This window comes from Kibdelosporangium phytohabitans (assembly GCF_001302585.1).
Lineage (GTDB): Bacteria > Actinomycetota > Actinomycetes > Mycobacteriales > Pseudonocardiaceae > Kibdelosporangium > Kibdelosporangium phytohabitans.
Window position 1 is genome coordinate 9,791,841 of the sequence record NZ_CP012752.1, and the last position, 24,490, is coordinate 9,816,330.

Here is a 24,490-nt window from a genome sequence, read left to right on the forward strand (position 1 = left end):
TCAGTCGCCGTGCTCCCCGCGCCAACGGGCGTAACGACCGGCGCGGTCGACCGCGCGGATGCGGCGCTCAGTGGCTGACCGGGCTTGCTGCGTGGTCACCACGAGGATCTGGTCGTTGGTCTGCAGCCGAGTCGTCGCCTCGGGCGTGAAGGCTTCGCCGCCGCGGGTCACCAGGCTGACGGTGGCTCCTGGCGGGAGCCGCAGCTCGGTCAGGTAGATGCCGTGCAGCTGGGAACCTTTCGGGATCTTGACCTGCAGCAGCTCGGCGCCCAGCTCGTCCAGCGGGGCGGCGTCGACCTCGACCTGCGTGGACTGGGCCCCCTTGGTCAGGCCGAGGACCCTGGCGACCAGCGGCAGGGTGCTGCCCTGCACGAGAGTCAGCACGATCACGAGCACGAACACCGCGTCGACCAGCTGACGCGCGCCCGGCATGTCCTCGCTGAGCGGGATCATCGCCAGCACGATCGGGACCGCGCCGCGTAATCCCGCCCACGACAGGAACACCTGTTCTCGCCACGGGACCCGGAAGGGCTGGGCCGCCAGGAACACCGACAGCGGCCTGGCCAGCAGCAACAGCACCGCCCCCGCGACAAGGCCGGGGACGATCGCGTCGAGCAGGCGGGACGGCGAGGCGAACAGGCCGAGCAGCACGAACAGGCCGATCTGCGACAGCCAGCCGAGCCCTTCCGCGAACGACACCGTGTCGCCGCGGTGCGGCAGCCGGGAGTTGCCGAGGACCAGGCCCGCGACGTAGGTCGCGAGCAGGCCGGAGGCGTGGGCCAGCTGGCCGGTCGAGAACGCGGCGACGCACACCGCGACCGTGGCCAGCGGATACAGGCCGGTGGCAGGCAGGGCGACCCGGCGCAGCGCGAGCGCGCCCAGCCAGCCGAGGCCGAGTCCGATCACCGCGCCCGCTACGAGTTCGTACACGACCAGCAGCGGGGACACCCAGTCGATCGTCACCGAGGTGGACAGCAGGACCACGGCGATGTACGAGGGCGCGTCGTTGAGGCCGGACTCGATCTCCAGCGAGCCGACCACCCGTTTGTTCACGCCGAGGCCGCGCAGGACGCTGAACACCGCGGCGGCGTCGGTCGAGGCGAGCACCGCGCCCCACAACGCGGCCACTTTCCAGTCAAGGCCGAGGATGAAGTGCAGACACGCCGCGGTCACCCCGACACTCACCGCTACGGCCACAGTGGACAGTGCGACGCCGATCCCGAGCGACGACTTCACGTCCGGCCAGCGCGTGGTCAGGCCGCCCTCGGTCAGGATCAGCACGAGCGCGGCCAGCCCCAGCGCCTGCGTGAGCTCCGGGTTGTCGAAGCGGATGCCGAGCCCCGCCTCGCCGATCGCGACCCCGATGCCCAGGTACACCAACAGCGACGGAAGGCCGAGCCGGACCGACAGCCGGACCGCCAGCACGGCCACAAGCACGACGGCGGCCCCGATACCCAGGGCGAGGGTCAGCCCGTTCACTTGAGCATTGTCTCATCTGTCCTAAGTGCTCATGTCCAGCAGGATGTTGAGCCGTTCGGCGGCATCGGTTGGTGCGGGCGACAGCTCGACGACCTTGTCGCGGCCGCGTTCTCCCGCCACAAGCGACACATCCGCCTTGCGCACGCCGAAAGCCTTGGCCAGAACGGCACGCAGGTGCTCGTTGGCCTTGCCGTCGACCGGCGGTGCCGCGACAGCAACAATGAGAGCGGTCTCACTCCACCGGCCGCCGACGCGGTCCTTGCGCGCACCGGGCTTGACACGGACGGCGAAACGGAACTCCACCGACCGAGTATGTCAGGACAACGCGGTTTCGACGATTTCGCGCAACTGGGCGACGATGTCGGCGCGGTTCTGCTCGAACACCGGGTCGGTCACCGCGGTGGTGTTGCCCGGCGCGAACTGCAGCACCGGGGTGTGCACGTGACCACCGGGAACGTCGAGTTTCAGCGCGTCACGCAGAAGCGTTGTGCGGTAGGCGATCTCGTTGGACAGGTAACTCCCGCCGCCGCCCGCGCGCGCGATCGACCCCGGTGTCGGGCCGGTCGGCGAGACCACGGGAGTGGTTGCGCCAGGCTGGATCTCGGTGACCAAGGTGTTGTCGAAGACCGGGAACCGCCCGGTGGGCGCGGCGACGATCCTCTCGTACGGCAAGGTCGTCGGCACGAACTCCGGTTGCGGGGTGACGGTGGGAATGCCGCCGGGCACGGGGATCGTGGTGGCCCTGGTCTCGTTGTCGTTGTCAAGACCCGTGTGCCAGCGGCCGTTGTAGCGCTCGATGTCGATCCGCCCGACGCGGCCCTGGCTGACCGTGGTGAACATGTCGAGCTTCGGCATCTCGGGCAGGAACGCGCGCTCCACCATGCCCGCCTCGAACGGGCCCCACAGCACCGGGAACATCGCCGTCCGCACGAGCGCGGGACCCGACGGGGTCTTCAGGATGAGCCCGTCCAGCGCCAGCGCGTTCGCGCCGGACGGGTTGCCGCGGCGGATGTCGCCGTCCAGCTGGAACGGGTCGAACCCGCTGATCATCACGCGCTTGAGGCCGGGCGGGAAGAACACCGAGTCCTGGCCCCGTGAGCTGGTCTCCATCGAGTCGATCAGCCCGGTCCGCGCCGCGCCGGACAGCGGGAACCCGGGCCGCCACTGCCGCAGGCTCCTGGTCAGCTCCAGCCGCGCCCAGTACAACGGGCGGTCGTCGGCACGCGCGAGGTCGCCACCAGCCGGACCACGGCCCTGCACGCGGTCGACCGCCGCTCGCCACAAGGCAATGCCCTCGGCCTTCACCAGCAACGCGGCCGTGTGCCTGGATCCCACCGCGCACAGCGCGTGCCGGAACTTGGCCCCGAACCGGTCGAACCCACTGCGGCGGAGGATCTCCTGCGCGACCGCCGAATCCAGCCTGCGCTCGGACACCGTCGCGGGCGCGGCGGGGTCGAAGCAGTCGCGGCTGCCGGGCCGCGCGATCGCGAGCGGTGCCGTGGCGATCAGCGAACCGGCGACGATCCCGCAGGTCACAGCCCTGCGCAGCAGTGCGTTCACGAAACGCCTCCTCAAGTCGCCATCATGCAACCAGGGCGAACGGTCCCGCCACAGGAGACGAAAGTGGGGATGTCGAAGCGGGCGGATCAGAAGCCGCTGAGGAACGCCGCCGTCACGCTCACCGCCTGCGCGGACGTCTTGCCGTCCTTGACCAGGACCGCGAAGGCAACGTCGCCGCGGGCGCCGACGAACCAGCCGTGCGCGTTGTCGCCCTGGCTTTCGGTTTCCGCCGTCCCGGTCTTGCCGTAGACCGACTTGAACCTCTTGAGCTCGGTCGCCGTCCCCGAGGACACCACGTCGGCCATCATCGACTGGATCTGGCCGAGCACCGCGGCGGACGGTGCCTGGTAGCCGGTCAGGACCTGGGTCGCGGAGTCCTTGATCAGCGAGGGCACGACCGGCTTCTTCGCCGCGACCGTCGCGGCCACCACCGCCATCCCCAGCGGTGACGCCAGCACCTTGCCCTGGCCGATGCTGTCCTCCACCCGCTGCACCGCGTCGCCCGCGTCCTCGACCTTGCCCAGTTCCGACTTGACGCCGGGGATGTCGTAGTTCGCGTTCAGGCCGAACTGGTCGGCCGCCTTGCGCAGCCCGTCCGCGGGCAACTGGACGGCGATCTGGCCGAAGGTCGTGTTGCACGAGCGGGCGAAGGCCTTGCGCAGGTTCGCGTCCGCCACCACGAAGGAGTTCGCGTTCTTCAGCTTCCGGCCGCTGATCACCGCGTCACCCGGGCACTGCACCGGGGACTCCGGATTCAGGTTCTGCTGCTGGATCGCCGCGGCGGCGGTCACGATCTTGAAGGACGAACCGGGCGAGTAGAGGCCGTTGAGCGCGGTGAGCGCGCTGCCGGCCGCGGCGTTCTGCGCCACCGCGAGGACTCCACCGGTCGACGGCTTGATCGCCACCAGCATGGTCGGCGCACTCGCCTTGTCCACGGCGTTCTGCGCGGCGATGGCGATCTTGCCGTTCACCGTGGACTTCACGGCCCCGTTCGCCGATTCGACCGGTTTCGTGCCGAACAGCGGCTGGCCGACGTGCTTGCCCGCCGCGTCCACGATCGCGACGTACCGGGTGTCGGCCGTCCCGCCGCCGCTGGCGCCGTCGACGAGGGCTTTCATCAGCAGCGGGGAGATCCTGGGGTCCGTCGGCTTCGCCGTCGTGCCTTCCCAGACGGCGATCGGCTTGCCGTCGTCGCCGAGCACCGCGTCCTGTCCGGTCTGGCCGACCTTGCCGACGACCGCGATCGTCTGACCGGCCTGCAACTGCGGGTGGATCACCGTCGGCGCCCAGTTCACCAGCCACTTGCCGTTGACCTCGGCCATCTGCACGGAGGTCTGCCACGTTTTCGGGCTGTCGAAGGCCGACAGCTTCGCGTTGACCGGTGCTGTGACCACACCTTTCGACGGGCTGGCGGAGGTCGCACGGGTGTAGGCGAGCGTTCCGGGTGGAATGGCCTTGTGCAGCGCCGTGACGGCTTCCTGCGCAGCCGCCGGGTTGTCGGTCGACGCCGCCGCTCCGGCCGCGTCGCCCGAGGACATGGCCTTCAGGAACGTGTCCAGCACCTGACCGGTCGACGGTCCCTGGTTGGCGATCGTCGGGACCTGACGGCCGTCATCGGCCACCGGTTTGCTGTCCGACGACGACGGCCACAGAACAAGGACCCCGGCAACGATGATTGCCACCGCTGCCAGGGCCCCGCCGATCAGGATCGCGCGTCTTCTGCCGTCAGTCACTACGCAACACCCCCGTGTTATGGGTCACCCCCGACCCATTGGCAGCATGCCAGAGGTGTCAACGTACCGACTGCCGGACTACTTCCGGCTGACGCCAACCCGAACTGTTACACCGTCACCGACCACGCCCTCTTCGGCGTCAGGACCAACTGGACCGAAGGACACCGATTCGGCGAGGGTTTCCGACGCCACGAACGCCTCGTGGTGCCGTGCTGCCCGCTCGACCTCACCGGGCACTTCGAGCACCAGCGCGATCCGGTCGGCCACGTCAAGACCGGCCGACCGCCGCGCCTGCTGCACGACCCGGATGAGGTCGCGCACAACGCCTTCGTCGGACAGCTCCGGCGTCACGTCCGTGTCCAGCACGACCAGTCCCGAACCGCCTGGCAGCGGAGCCGCCACGCCGTGGTCACCGGTGACCAGCCGACGCTCGTACTCCCCTTCCCGCAACTCGATCCCGGCCGCGACGACCACACCCGACTCGGACGCCGACCACTCACCGGCCTTGACGGCCTTGATCACGGTCTGCACGTCCTTGCCCAGCCGCGGACCCGCCGCGCGCGCGTTCACCACGAGCTCGAAGTGCCCGTGCGCGGCCACATCCGTGGTCAGCTCGACCTGCTTGACGTTGACCTCGTCCTGCAACAACTCCGTGAACGGCTCGAGCACAGCGACGTCCTCGGCCGCGACCACCAGACGCGCCAGCGGCAACCGCACGCGCAGCTTGTTGGCCTTGCGCAACGACAACGCCGCCGAAGCGACCTGACGCACACGGTCCATGCCCACGACCAACGCGTCGTCGGCGGGCAGCAGGTCCTCCGACGGCCAGTCGGCCATGTGCACGGAACGCTCACCGGTCAGTCCGCGCCACACCGTTTCCGCCGTCAACGGCAACAGCGGCGCGGCCAACCGGCTCACGACCTCGAGCACGGTGTGCAGCGTGTCGATCGCGTCCTTGTCGCCGGCCCAGAACCGGTCGCGCGACCGCCGCACGTACCAGTTGGTCAGCACCTCCAGGTATTCACGGACCGAGGCGCACGCGCCGGAGATGTCGTACGTCTCCAGCCCGGTACGCACCGAAGCGGCCAGATCATGAGTCTTGGCAAGGATGTAGCGGTCGAGCACGTGCGTGCTGTCGGTCCGCCATGCCCCTTCCACGCCCTCGGCGTTGGCGTACAACGCGAGGAAGTAGTACGAGTTCCACAGCGGCAGCACCGCTTGCCGCACGGCGTCCCGGATTCCCCGCTCGGTGACGATCAGGTTGCCACCACGCAGGATCGGCGACGCCATCAGGAACCAGCGCATCGCGTCCGAGCCGTCGCGCTCGAACACCTCGTTGACGTCCGGGTAGTTGTTGAGCGACTTGGACATCTTCTGCCCGTCGTCGCCGAGCACGATCCCGTGCGCCATGCAGTTGCGGAAAGCGGGCCGGTCGAACAACGCCGTCGCCAGCACGTGCATGGTGTAGAACCAGCCACGCGTCTGGCCGTTGTACTCGACGATGAAGTCACCCGGGTAGTGGTTCTCGAACCAGTCGCGGTTCTCGAACGGGTAGTGCACCTGGGCGAACGACATCGAGCCGGACTCGAACCAGCAGTCCAGCACCTCGGGTACCCGGCGCATCATCGACTTGCCGGTCGGGTCGTCCGGGTTCGGCCGGACCAGGTCGTCGATCGCGGGCCGGTGCAGATCCGCCGGCCGGACACCGAAATCGCGCTCGAGTTCGTCCAGCGAGCCGTAGACGTCCGTACGCGGGTACTCGGGGTTGTCCGAGCGCCACACCGGGATCGGCGAACCCCAGTACCGGTTGCGCGAGATGCCCCAGTCGATCGCGTTGGCCAGCCACTTGCCGAACTGGCCGTCCTTGATGTGCCCCGGCACCCACTCGATCTGCTGGTTCAGCTCCACCATCCGGTCGCGCAACTGCGTCACAGCCACGAACCACGACGACACCGCGCGCTGCATCAACGGGTTGTCGCACCGCCAGCAGTGCGGGTACGGGTGGTCGTAGGTCTCGTGCCGCAGCAGCAGCCCGGCTTCCTTGAGGTCGCGGACGATCACCTTGTTGGCGTCGAAGATGTGCATGCCGACGTACGGCGCGACCTCTTCGGTGAACTCGCCGTGCGGGTTCACCGGGCCGACGACCGTGATGCCGGCCGCGTCCGTGACGAGCTTGTCCTCCTCACCGTAGGCCGGTGCGATGTGGACGATGCCCGTGCCGTCCTCGGTGGTCACGTACGACGCGGACAGGATCTGGTGCGCGTTCGGCTGCTGTCCCTCGAAGAACGGGAACGGCGGCTTGTACCGGCGGCCGAGCAGCTCGGATCCCTTGTACCGCGCGACGATCCGCTCCGCGGCGTCCTCGCCGAGCTCACGGGAGTACGCCGCGACGCGCGCCTCGGCGAGCAGGAACCTGCGGCCCTCGTGCTCCACGGTCACGTAGTCGACGTCCGGGTGCACCGCGGCGGCGAGGTTGCTCGGCAGCGTCCACGGCGTGGTCGTCCAGACCAGTGCCTCTTCGCCGGTCTCCAGCCGCAGGCTGACCGTGACGGCCGGGTCCTGCCGGTCCTTGTAGACCTCGTCCATTTTGGTCTCGGTGTTGGACAACGGCGTCTCGCAACGCCAGCAGTACCACATCACCTTGAAGCCCTCGTAGACCAAGCCCTTGTCCCACAAGGACTTGAACGCCCACATGACGCTTTCCATGTAGTCGCGGTCGAGCGTCTTGTAGTCGTTGTCGAAGTCGACCCAGCGGGCCTGGCGGGTGACGTAGTCGCGCCACTCGGAGGTGAAGCGCAGCACGGACTTGCGGCACGCGTCGTTGAACGCGGCGACACCGTACTCCTCGATGTCGGCCTTGGTCTTGAACCCGAGTTCCTTCTCCGCGGTCACCTCGGCGGGCATGCCGTGGGTGTCCCAGCCGAAGCGGCGCTCGACGTGCTTGCCCTTCATCGTCTGGAAGCGCGGGACGACGTCCTTGACGTAGCCGGTCAGCAGGTGGCCGTAGTGCGGCAGGCCGTTGGCGAACGGCGGGCCGTCGTAGAACACGAACTCGTTCGAGCCGTTCTCGCCTGCGGGCCGTGCCTCGACCGACGCCTGGAAGGTCTGGTCGATCTCCCAGTACTGGAGTACCTCGGCCTCGAGTTTCGGGAAGGACGGCTGGGCGGGCACGGTCGCCTCGCCGCCGTGGGTGGCCTTGGGGTACGGCATGTCCGGGTGCCTCTCGCGGTCGTCTGCCCAAACTTGGGGACGACGCGCCGGGCTTTCCCGGCGTACCGCGGTACCACCCCGATTGTCCTCGCCAAGATGAGACGAGAACCACTCGTTGACGGCTGTGACGGGCCTGCCCGTCCGGTTCTACTGGGGCCTGTCGGCCTGTTCTTCCGGAGGCTCCCCGGTGATGGCCGGATCGGTGCCTGTACTCCCCAGGGTACAAACACCGGCAAACAGGTTACGAGCGAGCCCTCTGCCGCGCGGCCAGCGTCGAGTCCGGCGAGCACAGCGAACACGGCGTGAACCCGAGGTCGCGGGCCTCGGACACCGGCAACGCCAGCACTGGCCTGCCGCCCAGCCAGGCGCAGGAGCTCAGGTGGTAGCGCGGCCGTTCGTCGATCACGACCACTTCGTCCTGCAGCTCGCTGACCACCAGCAGGTCGGTGGCGTCCGTGTTCTCCTCGAGCGGTTCGACGTTGTCGTCGAGCACCGGCTGTTGGATGGCCGTCACCGGCTCCGGGGGCGTGACCGGGTCCGGGGGCGGCACGTCGCTCGGCACGGCGTCCTGGATCGCGGTCACCGGCTCGGGCTGGTTCGTGCCGAACGGCGGTTCACCGAAGACCGGCGGGTCGAACGCGGGTTCCTTCGTGCCGGAATCCCGCATCTGCTGCTCGAAGGCCTCGAACGACTCGTCGAAATCGGTGTCGGAGGACCGATCGCCGGACGGTCCCGCGGTTGCGGTGACCGGTCGCGATTCGGGGCGCGGATCGGGCTGCGCCGGAGGTGGCGCGGGCGCCACCCGCGGCTCGTCCTGCCCGGCCTCGACCGGTTCAGGCTTGCGGCCGGTCGCAGGGTCATCCTGCGACCGGCTACGCCTGTTCTTGATCCAGTCGAGCACCAGCAGCACAGCGGCGACCACGCTGATCAGCACGGAGATCCATGCCCACAGCGTGTTGGCCGTGGTCAGCGCCGCGATCAACAGACCGAGCGACGCCACCACGAGCAACAGGACCAGGTAGAGCATCTTTCAGGTCAGACCCTGGCTCAGCCGGCTTCGGCCGCGCGCGGCCCGAACGAGTAGCCCTGCTGACCGGCCGACCGGCTCCCCTCCGACGACGGTGCCGCCGGTGCCCGGTCCTCCAGTTCGCGCAAGGACGACTGCAGCAGCGTCTTCAGGCGCGTGCGGTACTCGCGCTCGAAGGTCCGCAGCGTGTCCAGCTTCTTCTCGAGGGTCATCCGCTCCTGCTGCGCCGAGCCGATCAGCTCGGTGTGCTTGCGCTGCGCCTCGCGCTCCAGCGTGGTCGCCTTGTCACGGGCTTCCCTGGTGAGCGTCTCGGCACGGGTCCGCGCGTCGTTCAGCATGGTCTCGGCCCGGGTACGGGACTCGTTGATCATGGTGTCCGACTTGGCGCGCGCCTCGGAGAGCAGCTGCTCGGCCTTGGTGCGGGCCTCCGCGAGCATGCCGTCCGACTCGGCCTTGGCCTCGCCGGTGAGCCGGTCGGCCATCTCCTGGGCGAGTCCGAGCACCTTGGCTGCCTGGACGTGGTGGTCCCCCCCACCGGCGCCCGGGTTGGTCTGCTCCATCGCACTCGGCGGTGGCACAGGCGTCAGGCGCCGCGAAGGTGGCGGCTCGTCCACGACGCGGGTCGGCGGGCCGGAGGAGAGGTTTGCCCTGGCGTCGTCCAGATCCGCGCGCGACGCCTCGAGCTGCGCGTCCAGCTGCTCGACCTGCGCACGCAGGTCGTTGTTCTCCTCGATCAGCCGGGCAAGCTCTCCCTCGACCAGGTCGAGGAACGCGTCCACCTCGTCCTCGTTGTAGCCCCGCTTCCCGATAGGAGGCTTGCTGAACGCGACGTTATGCACGTCAGCGGGGGTCAACGACATCAGATCACCTCACGCACTCACGGCCTGCGGGCACCAGGGTTCCCCGTCACCCTGGATACACCAGTCGCATCCCGATGAACACGACCAGCAGCAGCACCATAATCGATAAGTCCAGTCCTACGCCTCCGATCCGAACCATCGGTATCAACCGACGGAACAGCCGGACCGGAGGGTCCGTCACTGTGTAGATGGTCTCCAGCGCGACCGCAACCCCGCCTGCCGGATGCCACTCCCGGGCGAAGGCCCGGACTAGCTCCACGATGACACGAGCGGTGAGCAGCAGCCAGAACGCGAACAACACGTACCAGACGGCCAGAAGCACTGGTTCCACGCTACAACTCTGCCATTGGTCAGCCCCTGCTGGCGAACCCACCCTCGGCGAGCCTGCGCCTCTCCTCGGCGCTGACGTCGACGTTGGGCGGTGAGATCAAGAACACTTTGTTGGTGACCTTGTCCATATCGCCGCGCAGGGCGAAAACCAGACCTGCCGCGAAGTCCACCAGACGGCGCGCGTCGGAGTCCTCCAACTCGGTCAGGTTCATGATCACCGGCGTGCCCTCGCGGTAGTGCTCGCCGATGGTCCTGGCCTCGAGGTAGCTGGTCGGATGCAGTGTCACGATCCGCCCTTGCGGGGTGGCGGCCGGCGCGGACTCCGGCACCGGGCGCAGCCGCCCGGCCGGCTCGCGGTGCGGCTCCACCGCGAGAGCGCCGCGCGTCGGCGGCGTGTCCCCAGCCCACGGCGGACGGCCCCTGCCCCGGTCCGCCGGCTGGTAGTCCTGGTCGTCGGCCTCGTCGCGGAAGCCGGAACGGCGCCTGCGGCCTGCGGTGCGCTCTGGGTACGCAGAGTAGTCGTCTTCGACATATTCCGAGCGGTAGCCGTCGGAACGGTAGGACGAGTAGCGCTCGTCCTCCCCCTCGTAGTCCTCGTCTTCCGCCGGGACCATCCCGAAGTAGGCCTTCAGCTTCTGCAAAGCACTCATGCCGTTGCCTTCCCTCCGCGACTCCCCGACGTGCGGAACAACTACCCGATCCACCAATACCCAAAACCGACGGGGACCAGGCCGTGAATCGCACTCACGGTGAGGTTAACGGCCGGTCCCCTAGCAGAGCGGTTCCGACACGCACGCAGGTGGACCCGTGCGCGATGGCGGACTCGAGATCGGAGCTCATTCCCGCCGACATCTCGGTCACCGAGGGGTGATCGTTACGGGTCTGCTCGAACACCTTCGCCAGCAGGTCAAAGGCATGATCAGCCGGCCAGCCCAAAGGCGCGACGGCCATCAGGCCACTGAGATTCAATTCACTCTTGCGGGCTAACCCGTCGGCGAGCGCCGCGACCTCGCCGACGGGGCACCCGCCGCGCTGCGAGTCACCGTCCAACGACACTTGGATGAGAACGTCCAACGGCGAATTTCGGTCACCCGCTGTCAGCGCCGCGTCCACCGCACGAGCGAGGGCGGCGGCCAACCGGGGCGAGTCCACCGACTGGACGACCGAGGCCCAGCGGGCCACCGAACGGGCCTTGTTGCGCTGGAGCTGCCCGACCATGTGCCACCGCACATCGACGCCAGGCAGCAGTTCACCGACAGCCCGGGACTTCGGCCCGGCTTCCTGGTCCTTGTTCTCGGCCAGCTGGGTCAGTCCGAGCCCGGCGAGCAGCGCGGCGTCCGAAGCCGGGAACCGCTTGGTCACCGGCAGCAGCGTCACCTCGTCAACCGACCGGTTGACCTGGGCACATGCCGCAGCGATGCGATCTTGGACGGCGCGCAGGGCGGCCTCGAGCTGAGTACGCCGCTCGCTCATGCCGGATCGACCCAAGTCAGTGCCGCCAATCGCCCAGTGGTCCCTTCTCTGCGGTGACTGAACAGCGAACGGTCCTCGACCGTGCACCGCGGATCGATGCCGATCTTGCTCACCCCGATCGCCGCGAGTTGCTCCCACAACCCGGCGCGCAGATCGAGACCGGGCGTACCGGAGCGGGTCCGGCTCGCGCTGCCCGGCAGGTGTTTTTCTACATCAGCTTGCATGTCCGGCGGAACTTCGTAGCACAGGCCGCACACGGACGGCCCGAGGAGGACCTCGATCCGGCTCATGCGCGCCCCCGCATCCTTCATCGCCTGGAGCGCCGTGGGCAAGACACCGACCCGGGCACCGACCCGGCCCGCGTGCACCGCGCCGACGACTCCCGCTTCCGGGTCGGCGAGCAACACCGGCACGCAGTCCGCCACGAGCACCGCGACCGCGATCCCCGGCTCGCTCGTCACGAGCGCGTCGGTCGCCTCCGCCGCCGTCGCACGGGGGCTGTCGACGACGGTGACGGTCCGGCCGTGCACCTGTTCCATCCAGACCACGTGGTCGTCGGGGAGTTTGAGATCACGTGCCAGCCGCCGCCGGTTGGCCGCGACCGCCTCGGGATCGTCGCCGACGTGATCGCCGAGGTTGAAGGAGTCGTACGGCTTGCCGGAAACCCCGCCGACCCGCGTGGTCACTACCCGCCTGATGCGCAAATCCCACTCCCCATAAAAAGACTCGTGAGTGGTTGGTCCGGTTAGAACCGGATCAACCACTCACGAGGATATTCAGGGTCAGCGACGCATGAACGGCGGCACGTCGACCTCGTCGTCGGGGTCGTCGGTCACCGGGACCGGGCGGCTGGGCAGGTGACCCCGCCCGACGCCTTCCAGACCCGTGGCCCGGGGGCCGGGCAGGCTCGTCGGACGCTCCGGGGTGCGGGGCGCCGCGTACTGCGTCGGCTGGGGCGGCGTGGCAGGTGGCGTGTAACCGGTCGTCGGCTGCGTCACCACCGGGGGCGCGGGCTGGATCGCCGGCGCGGGCTGCGGCTTGGGCTCCGGCGCCGGTTGTGGCGTCGGCTTCGCGACCTGCCCTGCCTCGGCCGTCGCCGTCGGCGGGTTCGCCGGGGTGCGCGACGCGACCAGTTGCGGGTCCAGCTTCTTGTGCGTCGGTGTGCCGCTGTCGAAGCCCGCTGCGATCACCGTCACCCGGACCTCGTCGCCCAGTGAGTCGTCGATCACCGTACCGAAGATGATGTTGGCTTCCGGGTGCGCCGACTCCTGCACGAGCGACGCCGACTCGTTGATCTCGAACAGGCCGAGGTCCGAGCCGCCCGCGATGGCCAGCAGCACGCCGTGCGCGCCGTCCATCGAGGCTTCCAGCAGCGGTGAGTTGATCGCCTTCTGCGCCGCCTGGACCGCGCGGCCCTCGCCGCGGGCCGAGCCGATGCCCATCAGCGCGGAACCCGCGCCGGACATCACGCTCTTCACGTCGGCGAAGTCCAGGTTGATCAGACCGGGCGTGGTGATCAGGTCGGTGATGCCCTGGACACCGGACAGCAGCACCTCGTCCGCCGAGCGGAACGCGTCCATCAGGCTCACGCCGACGTCGCCGAGCTGCAGCAGCCGGTCGTTCGGGATCACGATCAACGTGTCGCACTCGTTGCGCAGATCGGTGATGCCCTCTTCGGCCTGCCGTGCGCGGCGCTTGCCCTCGAACGAGAAGGGCCGCGTCACGACGCCGATGGTCAGCGCGCCGAGCTTGCGGGCGACCGACGCGACGACAGGTGCGCCACCGGTTCCGGTGCCGCCTCCCTCGCCGGCGGTCACGAACACCATGTCCGCGCCTTTGAGGACTTCCTCGATCTCCTCACGGTGGTCCTCGGCCGCTTTGTGGCCGACTTCGGGGTTGGCACCGGCACCGAGACCGCGGGTCAGCTCGCGGCCGATGTCGAGTTTGACGTCGGCATCCGACATCAGCAGGGCCTGCGCGTCGGTGTTCACCGCGATGAACTCGACGCCCTTCAGGCCGACCTCGATCATTCGGTTGACAGCGTTGACCCCGCCGCCGCCGATACCGACGACCTTGATCACCGCCAAGTAGTTGTGCGGGGGCGTCATCGGTTCCGCCTTCCTCCAGTCATAGGTTCACACGTGGATCTCGCCGTTTTGCGTCCGGCGGCCACGCAAACCCTCAACCTCAACCAGAGATTCAGAGTCATGTCAACCCCGTACGTCCTCAACCGTGGACGGTAAAGACGGATCGTGCTTGGGTCCAGCAGCCACGCCGTGTGTGACGCGAGCGATCACCCGGCAGTATCAAAAGTATCGGGATTTCCGGGAGGTTCGGCTCACCGGATCCCACTTCATAAGAACACGTCAGGAGATGGTCGGCAGCTCGGGAGCCGCCACGTCGTAGACCTTGCCGGGCCTGGTCAGCAGAGCCGCGAGCACCATCGCCTTGCGCTCCGAGTCGTTCGCGTTGCCCCATTTCACCACCTGACCAGTGGTGAGCGTGAGCTGCACGTTCCCGGCGGACTTCGCGGACAACGCCACCACCTGCTGCTTGAGCTGTGGCGGGATCTTGCCGAGCACGTCGACCACCGCGCGGGTCGCCGCGTCACCCGTGCCCAGTGTCGGCACGTCCACCGAAGGCAGGCCCGGTGGCGCCTGCGGCACGATCGCGTAGACGACACCGGACGGGTCGATCATGTGCGCGCCGTCGGCGAGCTTGGCGAACGCGACCGGCTCCCGTTCGCTGACGGTGATCTCGACCGTTCCCGGCCACGACCGCTCCACGTTGACGTTGGCCACCCGCGGCAACGTGGCGACCCGCTGGGCGATCTCGTCCGTGTCGAGACGGACCAACGGCTTGCCCATCTCCACCGCGGCGACGTTGCGCACCTCGTCGGGCGTCAGCCCCTGCGTGCCCCGCACGTCGACGGACCGCGCGCCGAGCACAGGTGTGAAGAACACCACGTACAGCACCGCGAGCACGCCGACGAAGATCAGCAGCACCATCCACCGGCGCACCAGCGCCCTTCGGCGGGTGGGCCGCAGCAACTCCCGTTTCGCCCTGCGCTCGCGGGCCGCCGCGCCCGCGCTGCTGGCGGGGCGGCGGCTCTCGGGACGCGTCGGGCTCGTCATTGCCTGTCCAGTGCGGCAATCAGCTCCGGACCGAGCGAGGTCACGTCACCCGCGCCCATGGTCAGCACCAGATCGCCGTTCTTGGCCAGCGACGCCACCAGACCGGGCACCTTGTCGAACGCGGGCTCGTAGTGCACCTGGTCCTTGGGAAGCGGAACAGCGTCAGCGATCAACGCGCCGCTGACACCGGGCTCCGGCGCCTCCCGTGCGCCGAACACGTCCAGCACCACGACCTCGTCGGCCAGCGCGAGCGCGTCGGCGAACTCCTTGGCGAACGTGCGGGTCCGCGAGTAGAGGTGCGGCTGGAACACCACAAGCACCCGTCCGCCGTTGGCCGCGGGACGCACGGCACGAAGCTGCGCGGCGACCTCCGTCGGGTGGTGCGCGTAGTCGTCGTACACGCGGACACCGCGGGAACGGCCCTTGAACTCGAACCGCCTGCGCACGCCACCGAACGCGGCGATGCCTTCCAGCAGGCCGTCCAGCGGCGCACCGAGTTCGAGCCCGGCGAGCAGCGCGGCCAGCCCGTTGGCGGCCATGTGCTCGCCCGGTACCGCGATACCGACTTCGATCTCCTTGCCGGACAACGAGATCACCGCGCGCCCGGCACCGTCGACCGGGTCGTACGACAGCAGCTTCGCGGCGTCGTCACCGTCGGCGTTCCGGCCGTAGCGCCGGACGCGCACGCCACGGGCCTCGGCTCGTTCCGCCAGCGCGACGGCGCCGGGGTCGTCGGCGCAGACGATCAGCACGCCGTCCGGGTTCAGGCGATCCACAAAGGACTCGAAGACCGCCGCGTACGCCTCTGGCGTGCCGTGGTGGTCCAGGTGGTCCGCCTCGACGTTGGTCACGACCGCGACCGACGGCGTGAACACCAGGAACGAACCGTCGCTCTCGTCCGCCTCGGCGACGAAGAGGCCGACGTGCCCGTCCGCGCCCTCGGTGACCGAGCCCTGGTGCGCGTTCGCGCCGGACTCGTTGAGGTCCCCGCCGATCGCGAACGACGGGTCGAGCCTGCAGTGCTGCAACGCGACAGTCAGCATCGACGTGGTCGACGTCTTGCCGTGGGTACCGGCGATGCACGCGACCCGGTGGCCGACCATCAAGCCCGCCAACGCCTCCGAGCGGTGCAGCACGGTGATCCCGCGCCGCCGCGCCTCGACCAGTTCCGGGTTGTCCTCCTTGATCGCGGTGGACACCACGACCGCGGTCGGCCCGTCCGGCAGCAAGTCGAGGTTCTCGGCGGCCTGCCCCACGGCGATGAGCGCGCCCTGCGCCCGCAACGCCAGCGAAGTGCGCGACTCCTTGGCGTCCGAACCGGACACTCGCAACCCGCGGGCGAGCAGGATCCGCGCGATGCCGCTCATCCCGGCACCACCGATCCCGACCAGGTGCGCGCGCCCCAGCACGGCAGGCGTGTTGATGCTTCCGATCGTCACTTGCCCACCACGTCCAGGACCATCTTGGCCAGCACGTCCGCCGCCGCGCGGTGACCGGTGCTCTGCGCGGCGGACCCCATCGCGCTCAGCCTGCGCGGGTTGCTCAGCAGCGGGATCAGGAGCTCCTTGACCTTGTCCGGGGTGAGTTCGTCGTCGTTGACCATGAGCGCGCCGCCCGCGGTGACCACGGGACGGCCGTTGAGCGACTGCTCGCCGTTGCCGATCGGCAACGGCACGAACACCGCGGGCAGCCCGACAGCCGACACCTCGGCGACCGTCATGGCACCGGAACGGCACAGCACAGCGTCGGCGGCGGCGTACGCGAGGTCCATGCGCTCCAGGTACGGCACCGGAACGTACGGCGGCGCGCCGGGGATCTGCTGGACGGCCACGGAGTTCTTCGGGCCGTGCGCGTGCAGCACACCGATCCCGGCCTTGGCGAACTCGCTCGCCAGCGGCGCCACCGCGTTGTTGATCGTCTGCGCGCCCTGCGAACCACCGAACACCAGCAGCGTCGGCGCGTGCGGGTGCAACCGGAAGAACCGGCGCGCCTCGTCCCTGAGCGCCTGGCGGTCCAGATCCGTGATCGACGCCCGCAGCGGGATGCCGATGATCTCGGCGTCCGGCAGGCCCGAGTCCGGCACGGCCGCGGCGACCCGCTCCGCGTACCGGGCACCGACCTTGTTGGCCAGCCCGGCGCGGGCGTTGGCCTCGTGCACCACGATCGGCGTGCGGCCACGCGCGGCCAGGTACGCGGGCAGCGCCACGTAACCGCCGAACCCGACCACCACGTCCGCACCGACCCGGTCGAGCACGGCGCGGGTGTGCTTGATCGCGCGGCGCACGTTCAACGGCAGCTTGAGCAGGTCCATCGTCGGCTTGCGGGGCATCGGCACCGGCGGGATGAACTCCAGCGGGTAGCCACGCGCCGGAACGATCTTGCCCTCGAGGCCGCGCTGCGTGCCGAGAGCGACGACCCGGGCGTCGGGCCGGGCACGCATCACCGCGTCGGCCAACGCGAGTGCCGGTTCGATGTGTCCGGCCGTGCCCCCACCGGCCACTACGACACACGGTCCCTGGTTAATGACGTCCTCCTTCGTCCGCACGGGGGTGACCGGCCCGGCCGCGTGCGGAACGACGACGGTGTTCCGGAACCGGAACGCTGCGACGAGTCCTGCGGCGCTCTTGCAGCTGGCGCTCCGACGTGCCCGCCCGCCGCGTCGCCGGCTCGCGGCGTCCGGTCGCTCGTGGCGGCGTGGACGGTCGCACCGGCTTGCGCTTCTGCGGCGGGTTGTACACGTCGGGGGCGGGCAGCTTCATGAGCCGGCCGAACCGACCTGGTCCCTGCGAGCGTAGTGCGGCCACGGATTCGGGTTCATGGCGAGCACAGTTAGCGAGGATCCCGAACACGAACATGGTCACCACGATGGAGCTGCCACCGGCGGAAATCATCGGCAGCGTGATGCCGGTGACCGGCAGCAGGCCGACGACGTAGGCGATGTTGATGGCGGCCTGGGCGACCAGCCACACCGTGACGGTGGCGGCGACCATCCGGATCCACGGGTCGATGTTGCGGGCGGCGATCCGCAGCCCGGTCACGGCGAGCATGGCGAACAGGCCGAGCACCAGCGCACACCCGAGGAACCCCAGCTCCTCGCCGATCAGGGCGAAGATGAAGTCGTTGTGCACGTTGGGCAAGTACTCCCACTTGGACTGGCCCTGGCCGAGGCCCTTGCCCAGCAACCCGCCGTCGGCCAGCGCGTACTTGGCCTGCAGGCCCTGCAGACCCTTGCCGGTCGGGTCCGCCTCGGGGTCGAGGAACGACAGCACGCGCGCGATCCGGTACCCCTCGGTCAGCGACAGCGTGACGATGCCGCCGAGACCGCCGATGGCCGCGGCGCCGAACAGCCGCATGGGCGCGCCCGCGAACCACAGCAGCGCGAACAGCACGACGATGAGCGTGACCGTGCCACCGAGGTCGGGCTGCATCATGACCAGCGCGAACATCAGCAACGCGACGGGCACGAGCGGGACGAGCAGATGCCGGTACTGGTGCAGCAACGCCTTCTTCTGCACGAGGACGTGCGCACCCCAAAGCACCAGCGCGAGCTTGGCGACCTCGATCGGCTGGAACGAGACCGGGCCGACGACGAACCAGCTGCGCGCGCCGTAGAACTCCTTGCCGACGATCAGGACGAGCACGAGCATGCCGAAGCAGGCGGCGAGCGCGGGCGCGGAGAACTGGCGCATCAGGCGCAACGGCATCCGCAACGCGACCCAGAACGCGACCGAACCGATGGCGACGAACAGCAGCTGCTTCTTGAAGACGGTGTACACCGACGGCCCGGTGTCCAGCGAGACCACGGAACTGGCGGACAGCACCATCACGAGGCCGAGCACCGTCAACAGGCCGAACACCGCGAGAACCAGGTGGAAGCTGGCCAGCGGACGGCCGAGCCACGCGGTCAGGACGGTGAAGAAGCCGGTGCGCTTGCGCCGCTCCTGCCTGCGCAGTTTGCGATCCTCGGTCGGTTGGAGGGTGGCTGTCACTGCGATGCCTCCCCGGTTACGCCGATGCCTGGACTGCCTTCGTGACCGCCGCTGCGAACGCCTCGCCCCGGTGCACGTAGCTGGCGAACATGTCGTGCGACTTGGCGGCGGGCGCCAGCAGCACGACGTCACCAGGGCGCGCGAGATCCCGAGCCGCGCGCACGGCGGCAGTCATGGGGTCATCGTCTCCTGAACCGAGCCGCATGACGGGGACCTCGGGCGCGTGTCGCCTAACGGCTTGCGCGAAAACATCCTGATCAGCGCCCAGCAGCACGACACCGCGTAACCGCCCGGACACGCTCGCGACAAGATCATCCACGTCGGCGCCGTGCAGCAAACCCCCGGCGATCCAGACAATGTGCTCGTACGCGGTGAGCGAGCCGTGCGCGGCGTGGGTGTTGGTGGCCTTGGAGTCGTTGACGAACCGGACACCGTCCACCTCGCCGACGAGCTGCACGCGATGCGGCTGGGGCTGGTAGTTCCGCAGGCCTTGCCGGACCGCCTCCGGGCTCACGCCGTACGCCCTCGCCAATGCCGCCGCCGCGAGGGCGTTGCTGACGTTGTGCATACCAGACGGCCGGACTTCGTCGACCGGGCAAAGCCGGATCAGGGCCGAGTTGTCCACAGCCCCCTCAGTTGTCCCCAGGCCGTCTTCGTGATCTTGTTCCGCCCCTTCAACCCGATAGACTGGAGCAGGGACGCCCCCCGGGTCGGGTGGGGGCTGTTCTGGTGGGTTTTGGGGGGATTTCAGGGTTTCTTCGGGGTGGTTTCGCGGGGTTTCCGCGGCTGTTTGCTGGCCTGGGATCGCGGCTGCGTTCGGATCTGGCGCTGTGTGCTGACCGCGCACGACGGCTGCTGAATGTTCGGCGGTCGAGTGCGAGGGGAGTTCGACGAGCCAGCCGTCGTGGACGCCGTAGCGGTTGTCGCCGCCGGGTTCGTGCACGGTGAAGCCGGTGCCGCCGCCGGAAAGCCGCGTGGACCACTCGTCGTCGGCGTTGAAGATCCGGGTTTTGGCGTCGCGGTAGACCTTGGCTTTGGCGGTCGCGTATTCCTCGATCGTGCCGTGCCACTCCAGGTGGTCTTCGGCGAGGTTGAGCACCACGGCGGCGTCCACGGCCAGGGACTGCTGCCAGTGCAGCTGGTAGCTGGACAGCTCGACCGCCAGCACCTCGTATCCCGCGCGAACGGCGTCGACGACCGGCAGGCCGACGTTGCCGCAGGCGATGGCCTTCGCGCCGGCCGCGAGCAGGATCGATTCCAGCATGCCGACTGTCGTGGTTTTGCCGTCGGTGCCCGTCACCGCGAGCCACGCCTGGTCCGCGGTCATCCGCCAGGCCAGTTCGACCTCGCCGATCACTTCGATGCCCCGCGCGGCCGCGTCCACCAGCAGCGGGCTCGTGGGCTTCCAGCCGGGGCTGGTCACGACCAGGTCCGTGTCGTCGGAGAGACCGGGCCGCGCCAGTTCGCCGAACTCCGCCAGCGCCTCCGGGCGGCCGTCGGTGATCGTCACGTGCGCGCCCAGTTCCCGCAGCGCTGCCACGGTCGACCTGCCGGTCACCCCCGCACCAGCGACCAGCACCCGGCGGCCGCGCAGCGAGTCAGCCCGCGCCACTTGCCGCCAGCCATTCGCTGTAGAACAGGCCGAGGCCGAACATCGCGCAGACGCCACCCAGCAGCCAGAAGCGGATGATCACCGTTGTTTCCTTCCACCCCGCCAGTTCGAAGTGGTGGTGGAAGGGTGCCATCCGGAATATCCGTTTCCCGGTGGTGCGGAAGATCGCGATCTGCAGGATCACCGACAGCATCTCCACCGCGAAGATGCCGCCGATCACGATCATCAGCAGCTCGGTGCGGGTCATCATCGACAACCCGGCCACCAGGCCGCCCAGCGCCAGCGAACCGGTGTCACCCATGAAGATCTTCGCCGGCGCGGCGTTCCACCAGAGGAAACCGATGCACGCGCCCATCGCCGCCGCGGCCACGATCGCCAGGTCGAACGGGTCGCGCGTGTCGTAGCACGCCGAGCCGAGCGAGGCCGAGCAGTCGTTGCGCAGCTGCCAGAAGCAGATCACCACGTACGTGCCGAACACCATCGCCGCCGAGCCGCCGGCGAGGCCGTCGAGGCCGTCGGTGAAGTTCACCGCGTTCGACCAGGCCGCGATGATGCCGTAGCAGAACACCACGAAACCGACCGTGCCGAACGAGATGAACGAGATGTCCCTGATGAAGGACAGGTTCGGCGACGCCGGGCTCAGGCCGTTCTCGTCGATGAACCGCAGCGCCAGCACCGCGAACGTGATGCCGACGACGAGCTGGCCGACCAGCTTCGCCGTCTTGTTCAGGCCGAGGTTGCGCTGCTTGCGGATCTTGATGAAGTCGTCGAGGAAGCCGACGATGCCCAGCCCCGTGGTCAGCATCATCACCAGCCAGCCGGAGGCCGTCGGGCCCTCGTCGCGGCCGAGCAGCAGCATGTTCACGCCGTACGAGCCGAGGTACCCGGCCCACATGGCGATCATGATCGCCACGCCGCCCATCGTCGGGGTGCCGCGCTTGGACTTGTGGCCCTGCGGGCCTTCCTCGCGGATCTCCTGCCCGAAGCCCTGCCTGGAGAAGATCTTGATCAGGTAGGGCGTGAACAGGATGGAGATGACCAGTGCGATCGCACCGGCGATGCCGATACCGATCACCGGGCGTCCTCCTGCAGCAGCGCGTCGGCCACCCGCCACAGCGCCTCGGACTTGGAGGCCTTGACGAGCACCACGTCGCCAGGTCGCAGTTCGGCCCGAAGCAGCACGACCGCCGCGTCGACATCCGGCACGAGCACGGATTCCTCTCCCCAAGAGCCCTCGAGGTGGGCGCCCTGGTGCATCGGCCGCGCCTGGTCACCCACCACCACGAGCCGATTGATGTCCAGCCGGACCGCGAGCCGGCCGATCTCGTCGTGCGCGGTGACGTGCTCGGCGCCGAGCTCGGCCATCGTTCCCAGCACCGCCCAGCTGCGACGGCCGCCCTGCCTGGCCATCTCGGCGAGGCTCTTCAACGCCGCTTTCACCGACTCCGGGTTGGCGTTGTACGAGTCGTTCACGACCGTCACGCCGTCAGGCCGGGTCGTGACATCCATGCGACGCGCGGACACGCGCTTGGCCTGTGACAGTCGTTCGGCTGCTTCCGCGGGCGTGGCGCCGAGTTCCAACGCGACGGCGGCTGCGGACAGCGCGTTGCCCACGTGGTGTGGTCCGTGCAGCGCCAGCTTGACGTCGGCGTCGCCCTGCGGTGTCACGAGCCGGAACGACGCGCGTGCTTCGGCGTCCAGTACGACGTTCTCGGCACGGACCTGCGCGTCGGCACTCTCCCCGACGAACACGACACGGGCCTTCGTGCGCGAGGCCATCGCCTTCACGAGCGGGTCGTCCGCGTTGAGGACTGCCAGGCCGTCCTCGGGCAGTGCTTCGACCAGCTCACCTTTGGCTTTGGCGATGCCTTCGCGTGAACCGAACTGGCCGACGTGCGCGGAGCCGACGTTCAGCACGACGCCGATCCTCGGCTGCGCGATCTCCGTCAGCGCCCGGATGTGCCCGGTGCCGCGGGCCGACAGCTCGAGCACGAGGTTGCGGGTGTTCTCGTCGGCGCGCAGCACGGTCCACGGGTGGCCGATCTCGTTGTTGAACGAGCCCGGCGGCGCCACGATCGGCCCCATCGGCTCGATCACCTGCGCGATCAGGTCCTTGGTCGAGGTCTTGCCGGACGAACCGGTGACGCCGACGACCGTCAGCCGCGGCAACCGGTGTGCGACGTGCCGGGCAAGAGCCGCCAGCGCGGCCAGGACAGCGGCGCCGGATCCGTCCTTGTCGCCGAACAGCGCCATCGCGCCGTGGTTGGCGTCGCCCACCGGCGGCACGATCACCGCGGGTGCGTCGATCTCGCGCGCGGCCAGGGTGAGGCGCGCGCCGGAGGACTCGGCGAAGTCGTGGCCGTCGACCTTGAGGCCGGGCAGGGCCACGAACAGGCCGTCCGGTGTCACCTCGCGGGAGTCGAACTCGACCGTGCCGGTGATGATGACGTCGCCGGCGACGTTGTGCAGTCTGCCGCCGACAGCCTCGGCGATCTCCGCGGCGGTCAAGGGGATCACAGCGTCACCTCGCGTATCGCGGCGGAAAGTTCGTCCCTGTCGGAGAACGGGTGCACGACACCGGCGATCTCCTGGCCGGTCTCGTGGCCCTTGCCCGCGACGACGACGGCGTCGCCCGGCTTGGCTTCGGCGACCGCCGCGAGGATCGCGGCACGCCGGTCGCCGATCTCGCGCACGTCGCCGCGCACGGCGGCGGCCGTCGCGCCGTCGACCATCGCCCTGCGGATCGCGGCGGGGTCCTCGCTGCGCGGGTTGTCGTCGGTGACGATCAGCAGGTCGCTGCGGGTGGCGGCTTCCCTGCCCATCAACGGGCGCTTGGCCGCGTCGCGGTCGCCGCCGCAGCCGAGGACGACGATCACGCGGCCGGTCGTGCGTGCCCTGATCGCGTCCAGTGCGAGCGCGACGGCCGCGGGCTTGTGCGAGTAGTCGACGACCGCGGTGAACGGCTGGCCCAGCGCGATCCGTTCCATCCGGCCGGGCACCTGGACCTGGCCGAGTCCCGTGGCGATGGCGCCCGGTTCGACACCGGCGACCGTCAGGCACGCGGCGGCCAGCAGGGCGTTCGCGACGTTGAACGTGCCCGGCATCGGCAGCCGGACGGGAACGCGCACGCCGGGGCCGAGGATGGTGAACGTCTGCTCACCGTCGATGGAGGACGTGATGTCCGCCGCGGTCCAGTCGGCGCCGTGCTCGGTGGCCACGGTGACGGTGTCGGCCTTGACCAGGCGCGAGCCCCACTCGCCGTCGGTGTTGACGACTTCGCTGGTGGACCGGCCGTCGAACAGCAGGGCCTTGGCCTGGAAGTAGTCCTCCATGTCGCGGTGGAAGTCCAGGTGGTCCTGCGAGAGGTTGGTGAAGGCGCCGACGGAGAACCGCGTCCCGCTGACCCGGCCGAGCGACAACGCGTGGCTGGAGACCTCCATGGGAACGTGCGTGACGCCTTTCTCGACCATCACGGCGAACAGCGCCTGCAGGTCCGGCGCCTCGGGCGTGGTGAACGCGCTGGCGAGGCGCTCACCAGCGATCCGGGTTTCCACGGTGCCGACGAGGCCGGTCGTGTGCCCCGCGGCCCGCAGGCCGGCGTCGAGCATGTAAGTGGTCGTGGTCTTCCCGGACGTGCCGGTGACACCGAGGACGGACAGGCGCAGCGACGGCTCGCCGTAGATCCACGCGGCGATCGACCCGAGCACGCCACGGGGGTCCTTGTGGACAAGTACCGGAACGTCGGCGTCCGCCAGCAAACCCGCACCCGTGCGGTCGGTGAGGATCGCCACGGCACCGGCCGACACCGCTTCGTCGGCGAAGTCGGCACCGTGCACCCGGGCTCCGGGCAGCGCGGCGAACAGGTCGCCACGTCGCACGTGCTGGGCGCGCAGGGTGGCGCCGGTGACCACCCCGTCAAGATCACCGTGGGCGGGGTGCGCGTCCGCACGGGCCACGAGCGTGGTCAGCGGGACGGGTTCTGTTTTGGCAGGGCGGGGAGGCGCGTTCACAGCCTTGCCCTCGAGCTTCGCGGGCACGCGCGAGAGGCTACCTCCGCCCGTTCGGCGGCTCCCCGGCGGTGCT

20 protein-coding genes are annotated in these 24,490 nt (G+C 69.3%); all 20 read right to left on the reverse strand.

Annotated elements, in window-relative coordinates; translation table 11 throughout:
• The gene (locus tag AOZ06_RS43640; RefSeq protein ID WP_054294731.1) at positions 1-1,479 is read right to left on the reverse strand and encodes a potassium/proton antiporter; all 1,479 of its coding nucleotides are present in this window, start codon (positions 1,477-1,479) and stop codon (positions 1-3) included.
• 21 nt (positions 1,480-1,500) lie between these two features.
• Positions 1,501-1,782, reverse strand: a complete 282-nt coding sequence (locus AOZ06_RS43645; RefSeq protein WP_054294732.1) for a DUF167 domain-containing protein — start codon at positions 1,780-1,782, stop codon at positions 1,501-1,503.
• Positions 1,783-1,794: 12 nt separating this feature from the next.
• The gene (locus AOZ06_RS43650; protein WP_054294733.1) at positions 1,795-3,039 is read right to left on the reverse strand and encodes a hypothetical protein; all 1,245 of its coding nucleotides are present in this window, start codon (positions 3,037-3,039) and stop codon (positions 1,795-1,797) included.
• An 86-nt stretch (positions 3,040-3,125) separates the two neighbouring features.
• Entirely contained in the window at positions 3,126-4,772 is a 1,647-nt protein-coding gene (locus tag AOZ06_RS43655) for a penicillin-binding transpeptidase domain-containing protein (RefSeq protein WP_054294734.1), read from the reverse strand.
• 78 nt (positions 4,773-4,850) lie between these two features.
• Positions 4,851-7,982, reverse strand: coding sequence for an isoleucine--tRNA ligase (gene ileS / locus AOZ06_RS43660; RefSeq protein WP_054294735.1), 3,132 nt, complete (start codon positions 7,980-7,982; stop codon positions 4,851-4,853).
• A 241-nt stretch (positions 7,983-8,223) separates the two neighbouring features.
• Positions 8,224-9,009, reverse strand: coding sequence for a hypothetical protein (locus AOZ06_RS43665; protein ID WP_054294736.1), 786 nt, complete (start codon positions 9,007-9,009; stop codon positions 8,224-8,226).
• 20 nt (positions 9,010-9,029) lie between these two features.
• Positions 9,030-9,869 carry a DivIVA-like cell division protein Wag31 gene (gene wag31, locus AOZ06_RS43670; RefSeq protein WP_054294737.1) on the reverse strand — a complete coding sequence of 280 codons (840 nt, stop codon included), beginning with the start codon at positions 9,867-9,869 and terminating at the stop codon, positions 9,030-9,032.
• A gap of 46 nt (positions 9,870-9,915) precedes the next feature.
• Positions 9,916-10,191, reverse strand: a complete 276-nt coding sequence (locus tag AOZ06_RS43675) for a YggT family protein (RefSeq protein ID WP_033381653.1) — start codon at positions 10,189-10,191, stop codon at positions 9,916-9,918.
• A 28-nt stretch (positions 10,192-10,219) separates the two neighbouring features.
• Entirely contained in the window at positions 10,220-10,849 is a 630-nt protein-coding gene (locus AOZ06_RS43680; RefSeq protein ID WP_054294738.1) for a cell division protein SepF, read from the reverse strand.
• Between the two features lie 94 nt (positions 10,850-10,943).
• On the reverse strand, positions 10,944-11,672 hold the full coding sequence (locus AOZ06_RS43685; RefSeq protein ID WP_054294739.1) for a YggS family pyridoxal phosphate-dependent enzyme: 729 nt from the start codon (positions 11,670-11,672) through the stop codon (positions 10,944-10,946).
• Positions 11,669-12,376, reverse strand: a complete 708-nt coding sequence (gene pgeF, locus AOZ06_RS43690) for a peptidoglycan editing factor PgeF (RefSeq protein WP_054294740.1) — start codon at positions 12,374-12,376, stop codon at positions 11,669-11,671. Before pgeF ends, AOZ06_RS43685 begins: the two co-directional genes overlap by 4 nt.
• 78 nt (positions 12,377-12,454) lie before the next feature.
• On the reverse strand, positions 12,455-13,780 hold the full coding sequence (ftsZ, locus tag AOZ06_RS43695; protein WP_054294741.1) for a cell division protein FtsZ: 1,326 nt from the start codon (positions 13,778-13,780) through the stop codon (positions 12,455-12,457).
• 258 nt (positions 13,781-14,038) lie between these two features.
• On the reverse strand, positions 14,039-14,806 hold the full coding sequence (locus AOZ06_RS43700) for a cell division protein FtsQ/DivIB (protein ID WP_054294742.1): 768 nt from the start codon (positions 14,804-14,806) through the stop codon (positions 14,039-14,041).
• The gene (gene murC, locus AOZ06_RS43705; protein WP_083472329.1) at positions 14,803-16,245 is read right to left on the reverse strand and encodes a UDP-N-acetylmuramate--L-alanine ligase; all 1,443 of its coding nucleotides are present in this window, start codon (positions 16,243-16,245) and stop codon (positions 14,803-14,805) included. The genes AOZ06_RS43700 and murC overlap by 4 nt, the downstream gene beginning before the upstream one ends.
• On the reverse strand, positions 16,242-17,351 hold the full coding sequence (murG, locus tag AOZ06_RS43710; protein ID WP_054294743.1) for an undecaprenyldiphospho-muramoylpentapeptide beta-N-acetylglucosaminyltransferase: 1,110 nt from the start codon (positions 17,349-17,351) through the stop codon (positions 16,242-16,244). Before murG ends, murC begins: the two co-directional genes overlap by 4 nt.
• Positions 17,326-18,795, reverse strand: coding sequence for a putative lipid II flippase FtsW (ftsW, locus tag AOZ06_RS43715; protein ID WP_083472330.1), 1,470 nt, complete (start codon positions 18,793-18,795; stop codon positions 17,326-17,328). Before ftsW ends, murG begins: the two co-directional genes overlap by 26 nt.
• A 16-nt stretch (positions 18,796-18,811) precedes the next feature.
• Positions 18,812-20,407 carry a Mur ligase family protein gene (locus tag AOZ06_RS60900; protein ID WP_236951929.1) on the reverse strand — a complete coding sequence of 532 codons (1,596 nt, stop codon included), beginning with the start codon at positions 20,405-20,407 and terminating at the stop codon, positions 18,812-18,814.
• The gene (mraY, locus tag AOZ06_RS43725) at positions 20,394-21,482 is read right to left on the reverse strand and encodes a phospho-N-acetylmuramoyl-pentapeptide-transferase (protein ID WP_054294744.1); all 1,089 of its coding nucleotides are present in this window, start codon (positions 21,480-21,482) and stop codon (positions 20,394-20,396) included. The genes AOZ06_RS60900 and mraY overlap by 14 nt, the downstream gene beginning before the upstream one ends.
• The gene (locus tag AOZ06_RS43730; protein WP_054294745.1) at positions 21,479-22,924 is read right to left on the reverse strand and encodes a UDP-N-acetylmuramoyl-tripeptide--D-alanyl-D-alanine ligase; all 1,446 of its coding nucleotides are present in this window, start codon (positions 22,922-22,924) and stop codon (positions 21,479-21,481) included. Before AOZ06_RS43730 ends, mraY begins: the two co-directional genes overlap by 4 nt.
• Positions 22,921-24,444, reverse strand: coding sequence for a UDP-N-acetylmuramoyl-L-alanyl-D-glutamate--2,6-diaminopimelate ligase (locus tag AOZ06_RS43735; RefSeq protein WP_236951930.1), 1,524 nt, complete (start codon positions 24,442-24,444; stop codon positions 22,921-22,923). Before AOZ06_RS43735 ends, AOZ06_RS43730 begins: the two co-directional genes overlap by 4 nt.
• Positions 24,445-24,490: the final 46 nt, after the last annotated feature.

Bases quoted from the DNA above. Each gene is read 5' to 3' on its own strand.
- ileS (WP_054294735.1), bottom strand. From the start codon at position 7,982: ATGCCGTACCCCAAGGCCACCCACGGCGGCGAGGCGACCGTGCCCGCC.
- AOZ06_RS43665 (WP_054294736.1), bottom strand. From the start codon at position 9,009: ATGCTCTACCTGGTCCTGTTGCTCGTGGTGGCGTCGCTCGGTCTGTTG.
- wag31 (WP_054294737.1), bottom strand. From the start codon at position 9,869: ATGTCGTTGACCCCCGCTGACGTGCATAACGTCGCGTTCAGCAAGCCT.
- AOZ06_RS43680 (WP_054294738.1), bottom strand. From the start codon at position 10,849: ATGAGTGCTTTGCAGAAGCTGAAGGCCTACTTCGGGATGGTCCCGGCG.
- AOZ06_RS43685 (WP_054294739.1), bottom strand. From the start codon at position 11,672: ATGAGCGAGCGGCGTACTCAGCTCGAGGCCGCCCTGCGCGCCGTCCAA.
- ftsZ (WP_054294741.1), bottom strand. From the start codon at position 13,780: ATGACGCCCCCGCACAACTACTTGGCGGTGATCAAGGTCGTCGGTATC.
- AOZ06_RS43700 (WP_054294742.1), bottom strand. From the start codon at position 14,806: ATGACGAGCCCGACGCGTCCCGAGAGCCGCCGCCCCGCCAGCAGCGCG.